This window comes from Sphingopyxis sp. C-1, from assembly GCF_001047015.1.
Taxonomy (GTDB): domain Bacteria; phylum Pseudomonadota; class Alphaproteobacteria; order Sphingomonadales; family Sphingomonadaceae; genus Sphingopyxis.
In genome coordinates, this window is the sequence record NZ_BBRO01000001.1 from 2812194 (window position 1) to 2829475 (window position 17282).

General features: G+C 63.1%; 16 protein-coding genes. 9 read left to right on the forward strand and 7 right to left on the reverse strand.

Translation table 11 applies throughout. The annotated features are described in order from the left end of the window. Nucleotides 1–31: 31 nt before the first annotated feature. Nucleotides 32–724 (reverse strand): helix-turn-helix domain-containing protein, encoded by a 693-nt coding sequence (locus tag SC1_RS13190; RefSeq protein ID WP_083435839.1) that lies wholly within the window; start codon nucleotides 722–724, stop codon nucleotides 32–34. A 156-nt stretch (nucleotides 725–880) separates the two neighbouring features. Here SC1_RS13190 and SC1_RS13195 point away from each other — a divergent pair, with 156 nt between their 5' ends. The 5 genes from SC1_RS13195 (at nucleotide 881) to SC1_RS13215 (ending at nucleotide 4931) form a co-directional block, all read left to right on the forward strand. After that, entirely contained in the window at nucleotides 881–1636 is a 756-nt protein-coding gene (locus tag SC1_RS13195) for a helix-turn-helix transcriptional regulator (RefSeq protein WP_152682392.1), read from the forward strand. Between the two features lie 195 nt (nucleotides 1637–1831). Continuing rightward, a complete protein-coding gene (locus SC1_RS13200; RefSeq protein WP_152682393.1) occupies nucleotides 1832–2125 on the forward strand; it encodes a hypothetical protein in 294 nt (97 codons plus the stop codon). A gap of 145 nt (nucleotides 2126–2270) precedes the next feature. Next, the gene (ahpC, locus tag SC1_RS13205; RefSeq protein WP_062182425.1) at nucleotides 2271–2834 is read left to right on the forward strand and encodes an alkyl hydroperoxide reductase subunit C; all 564 of its coding nucleotides are present in this window, start codon (nucleotides 2271–2273) and stop codon (nucleotides 2832–2834) included. 126 nt (nucleotides 2835–2960) lie between these two features. Beyond that, nucleotides 2961–4511 carry an alkyl hydroperoxide reductase subunit F gene (ahpF, locus tag SC1_RS13210; protein WP_062184150.1) on the forward strand — a complete coding sequence of 517 codons (1551 nt, stop codon included), beginning with the start codon at nucleotides 2961–2963 and terminating at the stop codon, nucleotides 4509–4511. Nucleotides 4512–4649: 138 nt separating this feature from the next. After that, complete coding sequence (locus SC1_RS13215; RefSeq protein ID WP_274520258.1) at nucleotides 4650–4931, forward strand: DUF1153 domain-containing protein; 282 nt, start codon at nucleotides 4650–4652, stop codon at nucleotides 4929–4931. Between the two features lie 82 nt (nucleotides 4932–5013). On the opposite strand, the gene SC1_RS13220 is transcribed toward SC1_RS13215, so the two are convergent. Next, nucleotides 5014–6399: a nicotinate phosphoribosyltransferase gene (locus SC1_RS13220; protein ID WP_062182430.1), complete on the reverse strand. Its 1386-nt coding sequence runs from the start codon at nucleotides 6397–6399 to the stop codon at nucleotides 5014–5016. Between the two features lie 52 nt (nucleotides 6400–6451). Beyond that, nucleotides 6452–7516, reverse strand: a complete 1065-nt coding sequence (locus SC1_RS13225; protein WP_062182433.1) for a bifunctional nicotinamide-nucleotide adenylyltransferase/Nudix hydroxylase — start codon at nucleotides 7514–7516, stop codon at nucleotides 6452–6454. Nucleotides 7517–7617: 101 nt separating this feature from the next. On the opposite strand from SC1_RS13225, the gene SC1_RS13230 reads away from it, so the two are divergent. Then, nucleotides 7618–8268 carry an NUDIX domain-containing protein gene (locus SC1_RS13230; RefSeq protein WP_062182436.1) on the forward strand — a complete coding sequence of 217 codons (651 nt, stop codon included), beginning with the start codon at nucleotides 7618–7620 and terminating at the stop codon, nucleotides 8266–8268. A gap of 4 nt (nucleotides 8269–8272) precedes the next feature. On the opposite strand, the gene SC1_RS13235 is transcribed toward SC1_RS13230, so the two are convergent. From SC1_RS13235 to SC1_RS13250, 4 genes are read right to left on the reverse strand one after another with little or no spacing between them, the layout of a single operon-like run. Next, nucleotides 8273–8560 carry a DUF3325 domain-containing protein gene (locus tag SC1_RS13235; protein ID WP_062182439.1) on the reverse strand — a complete coding sequence of 96 codons (288 nt, stop codon included), beginning with the start codon at nucleotides 8558–8560 and terminating at the stop codon, nucleotides 8273–8275. Further along, nucleotides 8557–10119, reverse strand: a complete 1563-nt coding sequence (locus SC1_RS13240; protein ID WP_062182442.1) for a PepSY domain-containing protein — start codon at nucleotides 10117–10119, stop codon at nucleotides 8557–8559. Before SC1_RS13240 ends, SC1_RS13235 begins: the two co-directional genes overlap by 4 nt. Further along, nucleotides 10116–10424: a hypothetical protein gene (locus SC1_RS13245; protein WP_152682395.1), complete on the reverse strand. Its 309-nt coding sequence runs from the start codon at nucleotides 10422–10424 to the stop codon at nucleotides 10116–10118. The genes SC1_RS13240 and SC1_RS13245 overlap by 4 nt, the downstream gene beginning before the upstream one ends. Nucleotides 10425–10469: 45 nt before the next feature. Beyond that, nucleotides 10470–12569: a TonB-dependent siderophore receptor gene (locus SC1_RS13250; protein WP_062182448.1), complete on the reverse strand. Its 2100-nt coding sequence runs from the start codon at nucleotides 12567–12569 to the stop codon at nucleotides 10470–10472. Nucleotides 12570–12752: 183 nt separating this feature from the next. Here SC1_RS13250 and SC1_RS13255 point away from each other — a divergent pair, with 183 nt between their 5' ends. From SC1_RS13255 to SC1_RS13265, 3 genes are all read left to right on the forward strand, one after another. Beyond that, nucleotides 12753–13400 carry a nickel uptake transporter family protein gene (locus tag SC1_RS13255; RefSeq protein ID WP_062182451.1) on the forward strand — a complete coding sequence of 216 codons (648 nt, stop codon included), beginning with the start codon at nucleotides 12753–12755 and terminating at the stop codon, nucleotides 13398–13400. A gap of 224 nt (nucleotides 13401–13624) precedes the next feature. Beyond that, nucleotides 13625–15880 carry a TonB-dependent receptor gene (locus tag SC1_RS13260; protein ID WP_152682396.1) on the forward strand — a complete coding sequence of 752 codons (2256 nt, stop codon included), beginning with the start codon at nucleotides 13625–13627 and terminating at the stop codon, nucleotides 15878–15880. Next, the gene (locus SC1_RS13265; RefSeq protein ID WP_238586690.1) at nucleotides 15880–17256 is read left to right on the forward strand and encodes a sulfatase; all 1377 of its coding nucleotides are present in this window, start codon (nucleotides 15880–15882) and stop codon (nucleotides 17254–17256) included. Before SC1_RS13260 ends, SC1_RS13265 begins: the two co-directional genes overlap by 1 nt. Nucleotides 17257–17282: the final 26 nt, after the last annotated feature.

Below are 17282 nucleotides of genomic sequence, written 5' to 3' on the forward strand. Positions count from 1 at the left end.
AACCGATTACCGGGCGCGCGGCGCTAGGCGATCATTCGGTTTCGACCGGATGAAGTACCGACTTCAGATCGGCATCGGTTGCCGAACAGACCGACAGGATACGGCACGGCCCCTCCCCCACAGCGACATAACCATGCCCCATCGACGCGTCGAAATAGGCCGAATCACCCGTCTTCAGGCGCGACGGTGCGTACATGTCGGTGTGAAACTCGCATTCGCCTTCGAGCACGAGGACATATTCCTCACCCGAGTGGCGCATCAGATCGCCGAAATCGTCGATCGACCGCACCTTGATGTCGATGATCATCGGATTGAGCGTCTTGTTGAGCAGATCCGCCGATGGATAAGTATAGTTATACGTCGCCGTCTTGATCGAGGGCCCCTCTCCGGCGGGTGTGATGCTGCGTCGACCGGTGGCGGTATGCGTGGCGGCCGGGACCGACGTCGCGGCGGCAAAAAGCTGCGTGATATCGATTTCGAGACCTTGGCTCAGACGAAGCAGCTTTTCATAGCTGAGCGACATCTTCCCGGTTTCAATCTTTGACAAAGTTGAAACCGGGATGCGCGTGCGTTCACTCACCTCGGCAAGCGTCCAGCCCTTTTCGATCCGCAGTTCGCGAAGGAATACGCCCGGATTGCCGTCGACGGCGGTCCGCCGATCGCCGGTGGTCGGAATGGGCTGGCGCATTGCCGGCATCTGTGTCCCTTCGATCTTTTTTCTCATCTAGCATATATTTGCGCATTTTTCGCATCGATCAAGCCGGACTGCACAATCTGTTGGAACAATCGGCAAAGAAAATTTGCGTATCGGATAGGGCCGGGACGATTGCACATAGGATATCGCGTCGCCACTGATGCCGCGATTCGCTGGGATGACAGGATGACCAACAAGCTATCCATTCGCATTTCTCCGGAGTTTACGAGCTTCGTCGGCCGCGGCCCCTGCGATGCCGCGTTCCTGCCGCCGGACGCCCTCATCTTCGGCTTTGGCGACATTGGCGAGCCCGCGGTTTCGATGCTTCTACCCGCCGACGTCTCGGGACCCGCCGACGATCATCTGGTCGTGCTCGCGATCAGCCGCGCGGCGTGCGACCGCCTGTTCGCGCTCCGTCCCAAGGCGGATGGGCGCTGGTATCTTCCCGCCAGTCTTCGCGGTCTCGGCCGTGCGGTGGTCGCCGTCGAAGGCGATAGCGAAGTCGACGACATGTTGCGGAGCGCGCGCAGCCAGGAATTGCTCTGCCAGCTTTTCGCCGAACTTGCCGCCGACCGCATGGTCGAGGTGGGCGGCCGCACGTCGCTGAGCGAACTCGACATCACCCGCGTCGCGGCCGCGCATCAGTTGGTCAACGAAAAATGGCAGGAAAAGCTGACCGTCGGCAATGTCGCGCGGCGTTGTGGGCTCAGCAAGGCGAAGCTGACGCGGGGTTTTCGCGAACTTTACCAATGCAGCGTCGCCGAGGCGGTGAGCGAGCGGAGGCTGCAACGCGCGCGCCAGTTGCTCGCGCAGAGCGATCTTCCGATATCGAGCATCGGGTATAATTGCGGCTATATGAGCAACGCGAGCTTCACGCGCGCCTTTGCCCGCCGCTTCGGCATGGCGCCGACCAAGATGCGCGGGCGCGAAGCAACGGCCTGAACCTGACGAACGCCCTCTGCCGCGGATTGCATCCCCGCAGCGGTTGTTCCGCCAAGGCCCAATTCGGAAAGCGATCGCAAACTTTGGAACGAAGGCTTCGTCGCCCGCGATAATGGGCAGTCACGGACGATTGGCCAGCCGTTACCGGATATGTTAAACTGCGCCCAACGCTGCGTAACAACCACGAGGTTGATTATGACGGACGATTGGCGAGTGGATGACCTGGCGCTGTGCATCAGCCGGCACGAGCGCTACCCGCCCGAGGTGCGCCCGGGCGCCGTTTTCACAGTGCGGACCGTGTGGACGGATATGCCCGACCTTGTCGGCGGACAATCGGGAACCGCGTTGAAGTTCCGAGATGTCCCCGACCTCGGCCCCCGCGCCGCCTATTGCGCGCGCCGCTTTCGCAAGATCACGCCGGGCGCACCCGACGATTTCGATGCCGAAGTGATCGACCTGCTCGCAGGAGCCGGGGGCATCGGCCGTTAATCGCAGTTTTGCGTGAAAGCGGCGTGTTGATCGATTTACCCGATAAGTGTGCCCGGAAAATTGGGGTTGAGTGCGTGCGCCAGTCCGCATAGCTGGCGCCCTGCAAATCATTTTGCAGTGCAGCAATCAAAGGAAACACTCTCCCATGGGTATCATCGGAAGCTCGATCAAGCCGTTCAACGCCACTTCGTACCATCAGGGCAAGTTCGTCCCCGTGACGGACGCCGATACCGCGGGCAAGTGGGCGGTCTTCTTCTTCTATCCGGCCGACTTCACCTTCGTCTGCCCGACCGAGCTCGAAGACCTCGCCGACCAATATGCGACGCTTCAGGGCCTCGGCGTCGAAGTCTATTCGGTGTCGACCGACACCCATTTCAGCCACAAGGCATGGCACGACAGCTCGCCGGCAATCGGCAAGATCAACTATCACATGCTGGGCGACCAGAACCACGTTCTCGCCAATAATTTCGGCGTGCTGCGTGAAGATTCGGGCCTCGCCGACCGCGCGACCTTCGTCGTCGATCCCGACGGCGTGATCCAGGTGATGGAAATCACCAGCGAAGGCGTCGGCCGCAACGCCGAGGAACTCGTCCGCAAGATCAAGGCGGCGGTCTATGTCCGCGCCAACCCCGGCCAGGTCTGCCCGGCGAAGTGGGAAGAAGGCGCCGAAACGCTCGCTCCCTCGATCGAACTCGTCGGCAAGATCTAAGCCGACCGATTTGCAGGACCGGGCGGGCGGCGCTCGCCCGGTCTTCGCATTCTAAAAAAACAAGATTCTGACGCCGCCCCCCCACGGCGAACCCTTGCTCCTGTCCGAAAGGCTCTCCCCATGCCGATGCTCGACGCCAACACGACCGCCCAGCTCAAAACCTATCTCGGCAACCTTCGCCGTCCGATCGAGTTGGTCGCGAGCCTCGATGCCTCGCCCAAATCGGCAGAGATGCGCGCGCTTGTCGAAGAGGTCGCGGCGCAGTCGGACCTCGTCACCGCGCGTTTCGATGGCGACGACGCGCGGAGGCCCTCCTTCGCGATCCGTGCCGATGAGGGCCGCGCCGAAGCCGTGTTCGCGGGACTGCCGATGGGGCATGAATTCACCTCGCTGATCCTCGCGCTGCTTCACGTCGGAGGTCACCCGCCGAAGGAAGAGGCCGAACTGCTTGACGCCGTGCGTGCGCTGGAAGGCGATTTCGTCTTCGAAACCTTCTTCTCGCTGTCATGCCAGAATTGCCCCGACGTCGTGCAGGCGCTCAACATCATGGCCGCGCTGAACCCGAACATCCGCCACACCGCGATCGACGGCGCGCTGTTTCAGGACGAGGTCGAGCGCCGCAAGGTCATGGCGGTTCCGGCGGTGTTCCTGAACGGCGAACCCTTCGGGCAAGGCCGCATGGACCTCGCACAGATCGTCGCCAAGCTCGACACCGGCGCCGTCGCGCGCGCCGCCGAGAAGATCGCCGCAAAGGAGCCGTTCGACGTGCTCGTCGTCGGCGGTGGGCCCGGCGGCGCCGCAGCCGCCATCTATGCCGCACGCAAAGGCATCCGCACCGGCATCGTCGCCGAACGCTTCGGCGGACAAGTGCTCGACACGCTGGGAATCGAGAATTTCATTTCGGTCCAGCACACCGAGGGTCCGAAGCTCGCCGCGCAACTGGAAGCACATGTGAAGGATTATGACGTCGACGTCATGAATGTTCAGGAAGCCGCAGAGTTGATCCCCGGCGGTGCGAACGGCCTGCACGAAGTGAAGCTGAAGAGCGGCGCGAGCGTGAAGGGCAAGACCGTGATCCTGTCGACCGGCGCGCGCTGGCGCCAGATGGGCGTCCCGGGCGAAGCCGAATATCGCAACAAGGGCGTGGCCTATTGCCCGCATTGCGACGGTCCGCTGTTCAAGGGTAAGCGCGTCGCGGTGATCGGCGGCGGAAATTCGGGTGTCGAGGCGGCGATCGATCTGGCCGGACTCGTCGCGCATGTGACGTTGATCGAGTTCGACGGCCAACTTCGCGCCGACGCGGTGCTCCAGACGAAGCTCCGCAGCCTGCCGAACGTCACGATCATTACGTCGGCGCTCACCACCGAGGTGCTCGGCAATGGCGAAAAGGTCGTCGGCCTGCGCTATCGCGACCGCAACAAGGATGAGGAGCACCTCGTCGAACTCGACGGCATCTTCGTCCAGATCGGCCTCATTCCGAACACCGAATGGCTGGGCAGCGCCGTGGCGCTCAGCGACCGTGGCGAGATCGAGGTCGACGCGCGCGGCGCGACGAGCCAGCCCGGCATCTTCGCCGCCGGCGACGTGACGACCGTGCCCTATAAGCAGATCGTCATAGCGATGGGCGAAGGATCGAAGGCCGGACTTTCGGCGTTCGACCACCTTATCCGGGCCTGAGCAACGTCGGCCGGGCATCCGATGCCCGGCCGCCTGCCTCATCTCACCGCATTCGCAACCATTTGTTAACCCTCGTGGCGCAGGTTTTGCGCGGGGGGCACACAAAGCGGCGCCAGCCGCGCGAATGGAGAGTTCGCGGTGCTCGAATATCATGGAAGGCCGTCCTCGGTCATGGGGCCGCTGGGGCCATTGACGATCGACGACTTGCCGTCGTCCGCCACGACCTATTGGGTCAGCCGCCGCAAGGCCGAAGTGCTGGCTGCGATCGATGGCGGATTGCTGAGTCTGCAGGACGCCCGCGAAAGATACCGGCTGAGCTCCGAGGAAATCGCCGACTGGCGGCGATCGCTCGATCGTGCCGGACTTCCCGGCCTTCGCGTCACCAAACTCAAACGGTATCGGAGCCAGACGATCGGTTGATCGATCAATAACCGAGTAGCGCCCCGGATCGGGCCCACCCGGACGCGAAGCCGGAGCAGAGGATTTACCGGCGGGTCGGCCATCACCTGCCTTCGGACCGCTTCCGCACCGCGTCGAAGTCGTGGCGGACGAGTAGTTCGCCATTCCGCCATACCGGCACCAGCAGATCTTCGCCCACCGCGACGCTGTCGAGCCGCGCTGCGGCCATCCGGCCGTCCTTCAGCACGACGGCCTGCCGTCCGGCCTTGCTCGCCTTGCCCGGATCGGTACTCGGCATCTTGAAGACATCGTGCCACACGCCGTCGCTGCCCAGCATCGCATTCGCCTTCATCGCGAAGCGCAGCGTGTCGCGGTTGACGTGCTGCAGCATCCCGCCGCCCATGCCGAAAGCGATATTGTCGATCGCGAAACCTTCCTCGATCATCCGCTGAACAAGCCGGCCGATGCTGTCGACGGTCATTCCGTCGCCCTGGATCACGCGGACATGCGGATCGAGGACGCGATAGCCCTTGCCGTTCACATGGCCGCCAAACTTTTCCCACAGCGTTTTCACCGTGCGCAGCGGCGTTTCGATCGGATCGCCGCTGTCGGGCCGTACGACCAGCGTGCCCGCGCGCCCCAGCACCTTCTCGCGCAAGCTGCCGCCCCAGATGTCGGTGACCGCCGTATCGAGATCATAGCTGTCGGAGACGACCGCGACGATGCGTCCCTCGCCTTCGAACCGGTCGAGCATGTTGCGATAGGCATCCTCTTCACGGTCGCGGCCCCAGCTCGTCATTGTACTGTGCTCGGCGGCGGGAATAGAAAAGCCCGCCATGTCGGCGCCATAGTAGCGCCGCGCCGCGACCAGCGCCTCCATCGTGTCGGTGCCCTGGAAATTGACGAGATGTGCGAGCCCACCCAGACCCGCACTTTCGGCGGAAGAAACCCCGCGCGCGCCGAAATCGTGGAGCTTGAAGGGAAGCTGGCCCTCCACATCGTCGGACGTCTTTTCGAGCCCCGCGCGGATCACCTGTTTGCACTTCCAGCTCAGCGTCGCGACCGTCGTCGGATACCAGATCGCACGCAGCATTGCCGTCTCTATGAAGGTCGTCAGCCAGGGCATGCGCGGGTCGGTATTTTCGAGCTGTACCAGCGGCACGCCCGCGGGCACGATCGCGCCTTCGGGCAGCGCCTTGATCTCCAGCGGCAGATAACCGCCATGATCGGCGACGATCGCCTCCCACCCCGCACGGTTGAACGGAACGCCGTGCGCGATGCAGATCGCCTCGGCCTCGTCGATATCCGCCGCGTTGATCGGCTGGCTGAAATAGTCGACCAGCAGCGGCTGGAGACCCAGAAAGACAATCTCTTCGGAAAAGGGGTTTGGCCGCGCCTCGACATAGGCGCTGATTACGCGCGCCTCGGGCGGATATTGCAGAAAGTGGCTCTGCTTGTAGCTGTCGGTCGCCAGGATCAGGTTTTTCATGATGTGAACTCCTCACATTCGCTTGGGTTCGGCAGGACTCCCCTGCCGCGGATTACAGGTCGGCCATTTCTTCGATGATCGACCAATGGTCTTCGAAAAACATCTCGGGGCTGAGATCGCCGAGCCGGTACCAGCGCGCATGCGCTGCATCGTCGCCGCCCTTCACAGCGAACAGTTTGCGACGCTCCGGCAGGCGGAACAGATAGGCGTGGGTGATCACCCGGCCGCGCAAGGACCGGTTCGGCGCATCGAACACGCGTGTGCGATGATCCTCGATGAAGCTGCCCAGCATTGCGGGCGGGATCTGCCCCTTGCCGTCGCTTATCCCCGTCTCCTCGCGCAGTTCGCGGATCGCGGCGTCGCGGATGCGCTCGCCCGCATCGACGAAGCCGCCAGGCAGCGCGAGCAGCCCCTTGCCAGGCAGTCGTCCGCGTTCGACGAGCAATATATGCCCCGACTGCACGACCACCGCGTCGGCGGTGACGAACGGCCCTTTGCCCCATTGCGCGGGATATGCCGCAAGATATTCGCTCTCTTCGAGCAGCGTGCGGAACGTCTCGCCGAGCTTGAACGCATCGAGCCAGGCCGCGACGTCGGCCGTCAGGATCGATGCCGGCACTTCGGGGATGCGCTGGAAATAGCGCCGCCGCACGTCGGTCGAGCTGAAGGTGCCATATTGGCTGTCGATCTGGATATTGTCCCACTCGGGAAACAGGCGGAGATAATAGGAAGAGGCGTCCTTGCCATAGCCCGTCAGCGCAACCTTAAAGTCGGAAAGCCCGTGACTGCCAAAGCCGTGGCCGTTCCCGACGTCGAGGATGATGCGGTTCACGCGGCGCTGCACCTCGGTCACCCAGGCGGTGTCCGAATAGAGATGATCGTCGAGCGGTTCGACGATCAGCCGTTCCTCGGCCATTTCGTGACGAAAGGCGGCGCGCAGCATCGCGGCCCGCTCGTCGAAGGTGAAGGGATTGCGTGGGTCGCGCGCGACGTTCGCCGAACCGACGAGGATGATCAGCCGGCCGACCTGTTCCAACGCCTGCCGGATGACATGCTCATGCCCGATATGCAGCGGCTGAAAGCGTCCGATGAAGACACCGAAATCTGCCTTTTCCATCACGCGAGACTCCCTCGACCTGAATTTCATGTGCCGGACTCCCCGGCACGACTCACTTATATGCATTTGACATATATCTAGTCAAGATATAAGTTTGCGCCATGTCCGAAACCTATGATCCTGCGGCTTTCCCGCCTCTCGCGGTTACCGTCGACCTTGTCCTGATGACGGTCGCGAACGGCGATTTGAGGGTTTTGCTGCAACGACGCGGTGAAGCACCGCACAAAGGCGTTCACGCGCTTCCAGGCGGTTTCGTCGGGGTGGCGGAAAGCCTCGACGACGCGGCAAAGCGCATCCTTGCCGACAAGGCGGGCCTTTCGGATGCCTGGCTGGAACAGCTTTACAGCTTTGGCGATCCGGCCCGCGACCCCCGGATGCGGATCGTCACCATCGCTTATTTTGCTCTGCTTCCCGCCGACGAACTCGCGGCTGCCTTGCCGGGCCGGGACGATCTGATGCTGGCGCCCATCGACGCCATCCCGAAACTTGCCTTCGACCATGATGCGATCGTCGATCATGCCGTAACGCGCCTGCGCGGCAAGCTGGACTATTCCCCAATTGCCTTTGCGCTCCTTCCGCAGCGCTTCACGCTTCGCGCCCTGCAGGACGTTCACGAGGCGATCCTCGGCATTCAGCTCAACAAGCCGGCCTTCCGTCGCCGCATGCTCGACAAGGGCTGGATCGAAGGCACGGGCGAGCGCGAAGCAGGCGGCGCCTTTCGCCCCGCGGAACTGTTCCGGGTCAAGTCCTGAGGCGTCAGCGCGGCGACGAATTCTGCCCCGAACGGTGCGAAAGCATCGCCATCGTCAGCACCGCGCCTATGCTCGACAGGCCCAGCCATTCCAGCGTTCCGACTGCCCATCCGAAACGATATCCGGCGAGCAGATATGCGAGGGCCAGGATCGCGACACCGCACCAGCGTGCAAAATCCGTCGTCCGTTCGGAAAGCTTGCGGCCGATCAGATCGCGTTGATGCCGCGCGCGCGAAACGCACAGAAGCGCGAAGCCCAGGGTCGCAAGGAACAGGAGCAGCAAATGGGTCATGCGGCTTCGGTCACCGGCGACCCGGCCGTGCGCTTGCGCACGCCCGCCTTCGGGCTTGTCGCGCGGCGTTTCGCCTTCGCGGCTGCCCAGCCAAAGCCGGCCGCGACCAACAGCATCGACAGGTCGAAACCGGCAAAGACCATGTCGCCGTTGGCCAAGCTGGCGATCAGCGAGCGATCGGTCGTGAGCGCGCTGACGACCGGCACCAATGCGAATGCAGCGGCGGTCACCGCGAGAACCTCGATCCACGCGCGCGCCGATGGACGGACCGCCGCCCAGACGAATACGCCGCCCCATGCGATGAAAAGTGCGGCGATCTCACGATCGCTTCGCCCTGCCCCCTCGACGGGCAAAAGGCGGTTGGCGAGGAAATAGATGGCCATCCCGAGGGGCAGTCCGCCAATCGCGCCGATGTTGAGTTTTTCGACAAGGCGAAATCCGAAATGCGGCCGATCGGGATCGGGCAGCTTTGCGCGCCGCTTGACCGTCCACAGGATCAGGCCCGAGGCGACCATGACGCAGCCCGCAACGCCCGATAGGAAATAGAGGGTGCGCAGCACCCCGCTGGCGAAGCGGCCAGCGTGCAGGCCGATCATAGTGCCTTCGGTCGCCGTCGCGGCGCCCGACGGATTGTGCGCGGAAATCAGCTTCCCGGTCACGCCGTCGAACGTCATGGACCGCGGCCGGACCGACATGCTCGCGTCGGGGGCGGTCGACACGATGACTTGTGCCGTCCGGTCGCCTGGATTGAGGATGCGCACGCTTCCGGCGCCGGCGCCCCATGTGCGCTCGGCGTGCTCGACCAGCGGCGCGACAGCGATCAGCGGCGCTGGCCCTACCTTTTCGGCGGGAGCCGGCCAAGGAAAGGTCGCCTCGAAGAATTTCTCTTCGTTCGCATAGTTGGCGGCGATCCCCCACGGCATATAGTGCGTCGCAAGGCTTACCAGGCCGGTATAGGTGATCATCAGGATGAACGGCAGGAACAGCACGCTCGACGCGTTATGGGCATCGAGCCAACTCCGCTGGCCCTTGCCTAGACGAAGCAGGAAGAAGTCGGCGATGATCTTCTTGTGCGTGACGATGCCAGAGAAGATCGCAACGAGCATCGCCATCGCAGCGATCCCAACGATCCAACGGGCCCAGTACCAGTTGATATAATGAAGGTTGTAGTGGAAGCGGTAGAGGAAATCCCCGCCTGCTGTTTCGCGTGCGTCCGCCTTACGTCCGGCCCCGTCGAGGCGTGCATCTGTCGGCGCATCCGCCGGTGCATCGGGGCCGTTGACCCAATAGAGTTGCAGGCCCGCGGCGCGCTTGCCCGCTGAATACACCGACCATTCGCTGGCCCCCGGTACTTCGCGTTCGAGCCAACGCGTCGCCGCGGCGAAGCGTGTCGGGCCGTCCGCTGGAACGCTGCGGATCTCGGGCGTCATCCACGCGGTAATCTCTTCCTGAAAATAGGAGGAGGTACCCGTGACGAAGATCGCAAAAAGCAGCCAGCCGAGCAACAACCCGGTCCAGGTGTGAAGCCACGCCATCGATTGCCGAAAGCCGTTCTTCACAGGCGGCCTCCCCAGGCAATGAGGCACCAGTCAGCCAGCGCCGCAATCACGCCAGTCGCGATCAACCCGACCCACAGCCGCGAAACCGAGCGTACGGCAAATGCGGTCATCGCAAGGCCGGCGAAGATAAGGAAGGACATCAGCGTCGCACCTACCGACGCCTGCTGGGCGCCGCCGGGCAAAAGCCGCGCGATCAGCATGGTCAGCGCACTGGTCACCGCATAGTTGAGCGGCACCGCAGCCAGCACACGTGCCGCAATATCGGTCCACCTTCCGCCGTGTAAAATATCAACCGCCCTGCTCATGGCGTCCCTATCGCAACATTGCGAGTGACTCGCAATAGCCCGCACTCAGAAGCGATAGCCGATCGTGCCCATCACGTTGCGCGGTGCGCCGATGAAGCAATCGCCGCGCGCGAGGCAGGACGCGAAAAATTCATTGTTGAGCAGGTTCGTCGCGTTGACCGCGAAGCGCCAGTTGTTCCAGTTGATCTCGGCCAGCGCGTCGACCGTCGTGCGCGACGGGGTGACGATCGACCAGACATCGCTCGTCGAGATGCTCTTGCCGCTATAGACGACGCCGACGCCCAGACGCAGCTGCGCTTCGTCCGCAAGGCCGAATGTCTTGGTCGACCAAATCGACGCCGTGTGGCGCGGCATATAATCGAGGCTGGTGTTGGTTTCCGATTTGAGTTTCGAATAGCCGTAATTGGCCAGCAGTTCGAAATTGCCCGGGAGGCTATGGCTGGCTTCGATCTCGAAACCCTTGGTGTTCAGTTCGCCCGATTGGGTGGTGCCACCCGCGGCAAGATAGAGGACGCGATTGCGTTCCTTGATCTTGAACGCGGTCGCGGTGACGAGGGTATTCGGCGTGGGCTGCCACTTGATACCCGCTTCATATTGCGTGCCGGTCTGCGGCCGATAGGGATCGCCAAAGGTGCCGTCGCCATTGTCGATCCGGCCGGCGACCGGCAGGAAGCTTTCGGTGTAGCTGAAGAATGGCGAGATGCCCGCACCGATCTCGCCGATGATGCCGGCGCGGAAGGTCGTGGCATTGTCCTTCTGGCCCGACGAGCCGGTAACGCGGTCGCGGCGCGCGCCGAGCACAACCGAGACGCGGTCGAAGAAGCGGATTTGGTCCTGGACATAAACGCCCAGTTGCTTCTGGCTTTCCTTGGTGAAGGGACCGCTGGGATCATAGGTCAGCAGCGCGTCATAATCGATGTCATAGAGGTCGACGAGCTCGGTGCCGCCAGCATAGCGTTTCTGAACCTTGTTCCAGCTATAATCGATGCCGACGAGCAGCTTATGCTCGACATTGGCGCCGGTAGTGAAATCGAACTGCAGATTATTGTCGGTCGAAAACACATTCATCCGCGCGTCGCTGGCGTCGGCGGTAAGCCCGATCATGCGACCGTTGGTGCCGTAAACCGAATAGGGATCCTCCGGGTTCGTATAGCTGTCGGCATAGTGGGTATTATATTCAAGGTCGCTATCGATATAGCGCGCCTTCAGGCTGAGCTTCACATTATCTGAGAAGCGGTGCGTCACCGATCCGCCGCCCTGAAGCAAACGGCCGGCGTAGCGATCCCAGCCGGCCTTGCCGACGAAGGTGTAACGATCGAGCTGCTTGCCAGCGACCGTGTTGGGCCGGAAGGTCCCGACGATCGGCAGGAATTGCGAGGTCGAACCAGTATCATCCTCCTGATACAGGCCGGTCAATATGACGTCGGTATCGGGGGTCGGCTGCCAGCGGATCGACGGCGCGAACATCACGCGGTCGTCGGGTACGTGGTCGATATAGGTGCCCGCGTCGCGGGCGCGGCCAACGAAGCGGACAGCGAGGTCGTCAGCGAGCGCGACATTGACGTCGCCAAGCACTTCCTTGCGGTCATAGCTGCCGTAAACGAGACTGATTTCGCCGCGCGTCGTAAAATCCGGCGTCTTGCTGACGAGATTGATGAGGCCGCCGATTGACCCTTGGCCGAACAGCACGGAGGCCGGGCCGCGAACGATCTCGACCCGCGAGAAATTATACGGGTCCGAGGCGATCGACGCATAATAGGAGAAGACGTCGCGCATGCCGTCGCGGAACTGCAACGCGTCGAGCCCGCGGACGTTGAAGCCGTCGACGCGCGTGTCGCGGCCATAGGGGTTGGCGGCAACGCCCGCGGCATATTTTATCGTGTCGCTGATGCTGATCGCGCCCTGCGCCTCATATTGTTCGGCGGTGATGACCTTGATAGGCTGCGGCAGTTCCGCCAGCGCGGTATCGGTCTTGGTCCCGGTGTATCCGGTGACGACAATAGGGTCCTCGGCGGCGGACGCATCGGCGTCGGCGGCGCTCCCGCCAGCCGACCCGGCATCTTCGGCACTATCGGCCGCCCAAGCCGGATTGGTGGCGAAAGCGAGCGCGGCTGCGCTGCAAAGCGCGATCATTCGGACGGTCATGGCGTTTCCCTTTTTGCATCTTTGTTGCAATCGGGAGCGGCCGCTATAGCGAATGCTTCGCAATAGCAAGCTAGTAATAATCGTTTGCAATAACCGACCCCGGCCGCCACACAGCGCTTGCGCCGGAGTGCTCTGCGACCCGGCATCACCTTTCAGCTCCATCCGGAAAGAGGGATGTCCCTAATGAAAAAGACTTTTGCAGCTCTGATGGTCCTCGGCTTTCTTGCCGCACCCGCCACCGCGCACGAAGTGTGGATCGAGCGCGACGGCAATGCGCCCGCTCGCATCTATCTCGGCGAGCCGGCCGAGGCCGTTCCTGAAAGCGGCGACCCCGAATTCCCCAAGCTGAAGACGCCGACGCTCTTCGCCGAAAGCCGCGACCGCCCCGCGTCGCTCGTCCGCCGCGCCAATCATATCGAGGCTGCGGTTAGCGGGACCGGCGACCTCCGGCTCGTCGACGAGAATGTTTTCGAGCCCTGGGCCGGCGAAGACGGCAAGCTGCAGGGCGTGGTTTATCACGCGCGCGCTGGACGATCCGAAACGCGCCATGCGCTCGACCTTGAAATCGTCCCGGTCACGGCGAACGGGAACAGCTTCGCGGTCCTGTGGCAGGGCAAGCCCCTGCCCGGCGCCAAGCTGACGGTGATCGATCCCGATCGCTGGACCAAAGCCTATGTGGCCGACGACAAGGGCGTCATCGCCGCACCCGCACGCGGCAAAGGCCGCTATCTGCTGTCGACGAGCAACGAGGTCGCAGGCGAGCGCACGCTGGGCGGCAAGACCGTCGCGAGCACGGTGCATGTCTCCACGCTGACCTTCGTCGCACCCTGAGGTTGGGCAGGCCCCGCAGCGTGCGGGCGGAAAGATACATGGTCGGGGCGGCGCAGCGATCCTGCGCCGCCCCGATTTTTTGATCGGCACCCGTATCACAAGCTCAAGCGCATATTGCGCGGCCCTCAACATGGATGAAGCCGCCGCCCGATTTCCTGAAACGCTCTTGACATCACCGTCCGCAAATTATTATCCACTTGGATAAATATAAAGGGAGGATGTCGATGAAGAGCATTATCGTGGCGTTGATGGGGTCGACGCTGCTCGCAAGCGGGGCTTATGCGCAAGAAAGCGCTCCGCTGCCCGATCCGGCGGCCGAAGCTGCCGGCGGCGACGAGATCGTCGTGACCGCGCAAAAGCGCGAACAGTCATTGCAGGACGTTCCGCTATCGGTTGCCGTTTTGAGCGGGGAGCAGCTTAGCGACCGCAACATCACCGAAATTTCGCAGCTTCAGACGACCACCCCGAACTTCTCGTTCCAGGGCAGCAACAACCCGCGCGGCGCGGGGATTGCGATCCGGGGAATCGGCACGAACAATTTCTCCTCGGCGATCGAGGGTTCGGTCGGGATCGTCATCGACGGCGTACCAATCGGGCGACAGGGCGCGGGCATGACCGACCTGTTCGATATCCAACGCGTTGAAGTGCTGCGCGGCCCGCAAGGCACTTTGTTCGGCAAGAATGCGGCGGCGGGCGTACTCAATATCGTCACCACCGATCCCAGTTATACCTGGGGCGGGCGGGTGCAGGCGACCTATGGTGAGTTCGACGAGTTCGTGCTGCGCGGGACGGTCACCGGCGGGATCACCCAGAATCTCGCCTTCCGCGCGTCGGCCTATCTGACCAAGCGCGACGGCTATATCCGCAACGTCTTCGATGACAGCAAGCTCAACGATCGCGACGAATGGGGCGGTCGCGCCAAGCTGCTCTGGGAGCCCGCCGACAATATCCGCGTCCTTGTCGCAGGCGACTATTCGTCGCGCGATGCTGCGTGCTGCATGTGGACGATCCGCAGCTTCGGCAACAATGCGCGGGTCCGGACCCAGGTGACCGCCGCGGGCATCGTCCCCGGCCCGAACAATCGCGAGGTTGCGCTCGACGGCGACACCTTCATCCGGCAGGAAACCTATGGCGGATCGGTGCAGGTCGATGTCGAAAGCGCAAGCGGGATCACGCTGACGTCGATCACCGGCCTGCGCTGGTGGGATGCCGTCGACAATAATGACGCCGACCAGCGCCCGACGCCGGCGCTCAACATCAACAATGGCGACAGCCATCAGCGTCAGTTCACGCAGGAACTGCGCCTGACCTCTCCCTCGGGCCAGCCGCTCGAATGGGTCGGCGGGCTGTTCCTGTTCAATCAGGACTATGAACTGGGCAATTCGCAGCAGGGGACTTTCGATCAGACCCTGCCTCCCGGCGTCCAATTGTCGCGCGCTATCTTGGTCGAGAACTATACGCAGAATTTCGCGGCCTTCGCCGATGCAACCTATCACCTCAGCGACCGGTTCAACGTCTTTGGCGGACTGCGATACACCGTCGAGCGGCTGAACACGCATTTCCGTCGCTTCCCCAATCCGGGCACGGTCTTGCTGGGGCCACGCGTCGACCAGAAGTCGAAGCGCGTCGACGGCGCGTGGACCTGGCGCCTCGGCGCTCAGTTCCGCCCCACCGAAGAGGTTACGCTCTACGGCAGCGTCGCGCGCGGATTCAAGGGCGGCGGCTTCAACGCGCTGCAGGACTCAACCGTGTTGCGCACGGTCGAACCCGAAATCCCGACCTCCTATGAAATCGGCGCCAAGACCGAATTGTTCGATCGCCGCGTCCGCTTCAACATCGCCTTCTTCAGCACCGATTTCGACGATTTCCAGGCGCAGGCGATCGGGGTTTCGGACACCGGAACGTTGGTGTTCGACGTCATCAACGCAGGTTCGCTGCGCACGCGCGGTGTCGAGGCCGACATCAACATCAAAGCAGGGGGCGGGTTCACGCTGATGGGCGGCGCGGCCTACACCAAAGCCGAATATACCGACTTTGCAGGCGCGCCCTGCTATTTCGGCCAGACGGTGGCGCAGGGCTGCATCGTTTCGGGCGGCCAGGCGCGGCAGAATCTGACCGGCAAGGAACTCGCAAACGCGCCCAAGGTCACAGCGAACGCCACGGCCCGCTACGAAACCCAAGTCTCCGCAGCGGGCGCGAGCGTGTTCGGCCAGCTGTCCTACGCCTATCGCGGCAAGACCTTTACCGCGCTCGACCTTGATCCGAAATCGGTGCAAAAGGCCTATGGGTTGCTCGATGCGCAGCTGGGCTTCGCGCTGCCCGGCGACCGGATGCGGGCGTGGATCTGGGGCAAGAATCTGACCGACAAGAGCTTCGTCGAGCTGATCTATGACACGCCGCTCGACACCGGCGGCCAGTCGCAATTCTTCCCGTCAACCGCCGCGCGCCAGTTCGGCGCCACCGTGGAGTATCGGTTCTGATGAACATGCTCGATCGCCGCAGCCTGATGGCCGCACTGGCGCTGGCGGGCGCGGGGGGTGTTTCGACCCTCGCGCTCGCGAAGTCGAAAGCCCCGGCGGCGCGTAAGCGCCCGCCGAACTTCATCGTCGTCCTCGCCGACGACCTTGGATATGGTGACATCGGCGCCAATGGCTCGCGCGCGATCCGCACGCCGAACATCGACCGGCTTGCCGCCGACGGGTTGCTGATGACCGATGCCTATGCGTCGGCCAATATCTGCACCCCGTCGCGCGCCGGCCTGCTCACCGGCCGCTATCCGATCCGCACCGGTCTTGCCTGGCAGGTAATCCAGGCGAACGACACCAACGGCCTGCCGCCCGAGGAGGTGACGATCCCCGAAGTGCTTGGACGTGACTATGTCTCGGCGCTGATCGGCAAATGGCACCTCGGCCACACGCCGCCCTATTGGCCGCCGACGGTGCAGGGTTTCGACCTGTTCTTCGGACTCCCTTACAGCCACGACATGAAGCCGCTGTCGCTCTACACCGCGGGCAAGGGCGTCGAATTCACACAGGAAGACGTCGACATGGTAGCGCTGACGCGGCGCTTCTTCGCGCGCGCGGGTGACTTCGTCGAAACGAACCAGAGCCGCCCCTTCTTCCTGATGCTGGCGCTGACCGCGCCGCATATTCCGCTTCATCCGAGCAAGGAACATGCCGGTCATTCGCCCGCGGGCGATTATGGCGACGTCGTCGAGGAGGTCGATTCCGAGCTCGGTCGCCTGCGCGAGCAGCTCGAGCGGCTGAACCTTCAGAACGACACCTACGTCATCGTCACCTCAGACAACGGCCCTTGGTTCGAAGGATCAGCGGGCGCGCTGCGCGATCGCAAGGGCGGCGCGGGATGGGACGGCGGATACCGCGTTCCCTTCGTCGCATGGGCGCCCGGCCGCATTCCCGCAGGCAGTCGCAGCAATGCGATCACGATGAATTTCGACCTGCTGCCAACCTTCGCAGCACTTGCCGGCAAGCCGCTTCCCAAGGGGCTGATCGTCGACGGCAAGGACATCAGCGCAGTGTGGCAGAAGGGCGCGGCCAGCCCCCATGACGCGCTGATCCTGTTCGACAATGAAAAGGTCGCGGCGATCCGCACCGACCGCTGGAAATTCGTCGCGCGCAGTTACTACCGCGAATATGACCTGCCGCTCGCGCGCATCGGCGCTAACCTCCTCTTCGACGTGCGCAGCGACCCCAGCGAGGATTATAATCTGGCGACGCGCCATCCCGATGTCGTGAAGGATATGCGCGCACGCTTCGACCAATATCGTCAGACGTACGAACCGCTGGGGCGCAAGAAGGAGCCCGACCGGCTTCCCGGCGGGAAGACCCTGCCCTGATCCATCCGTCATTGCCTGTGCCGGCC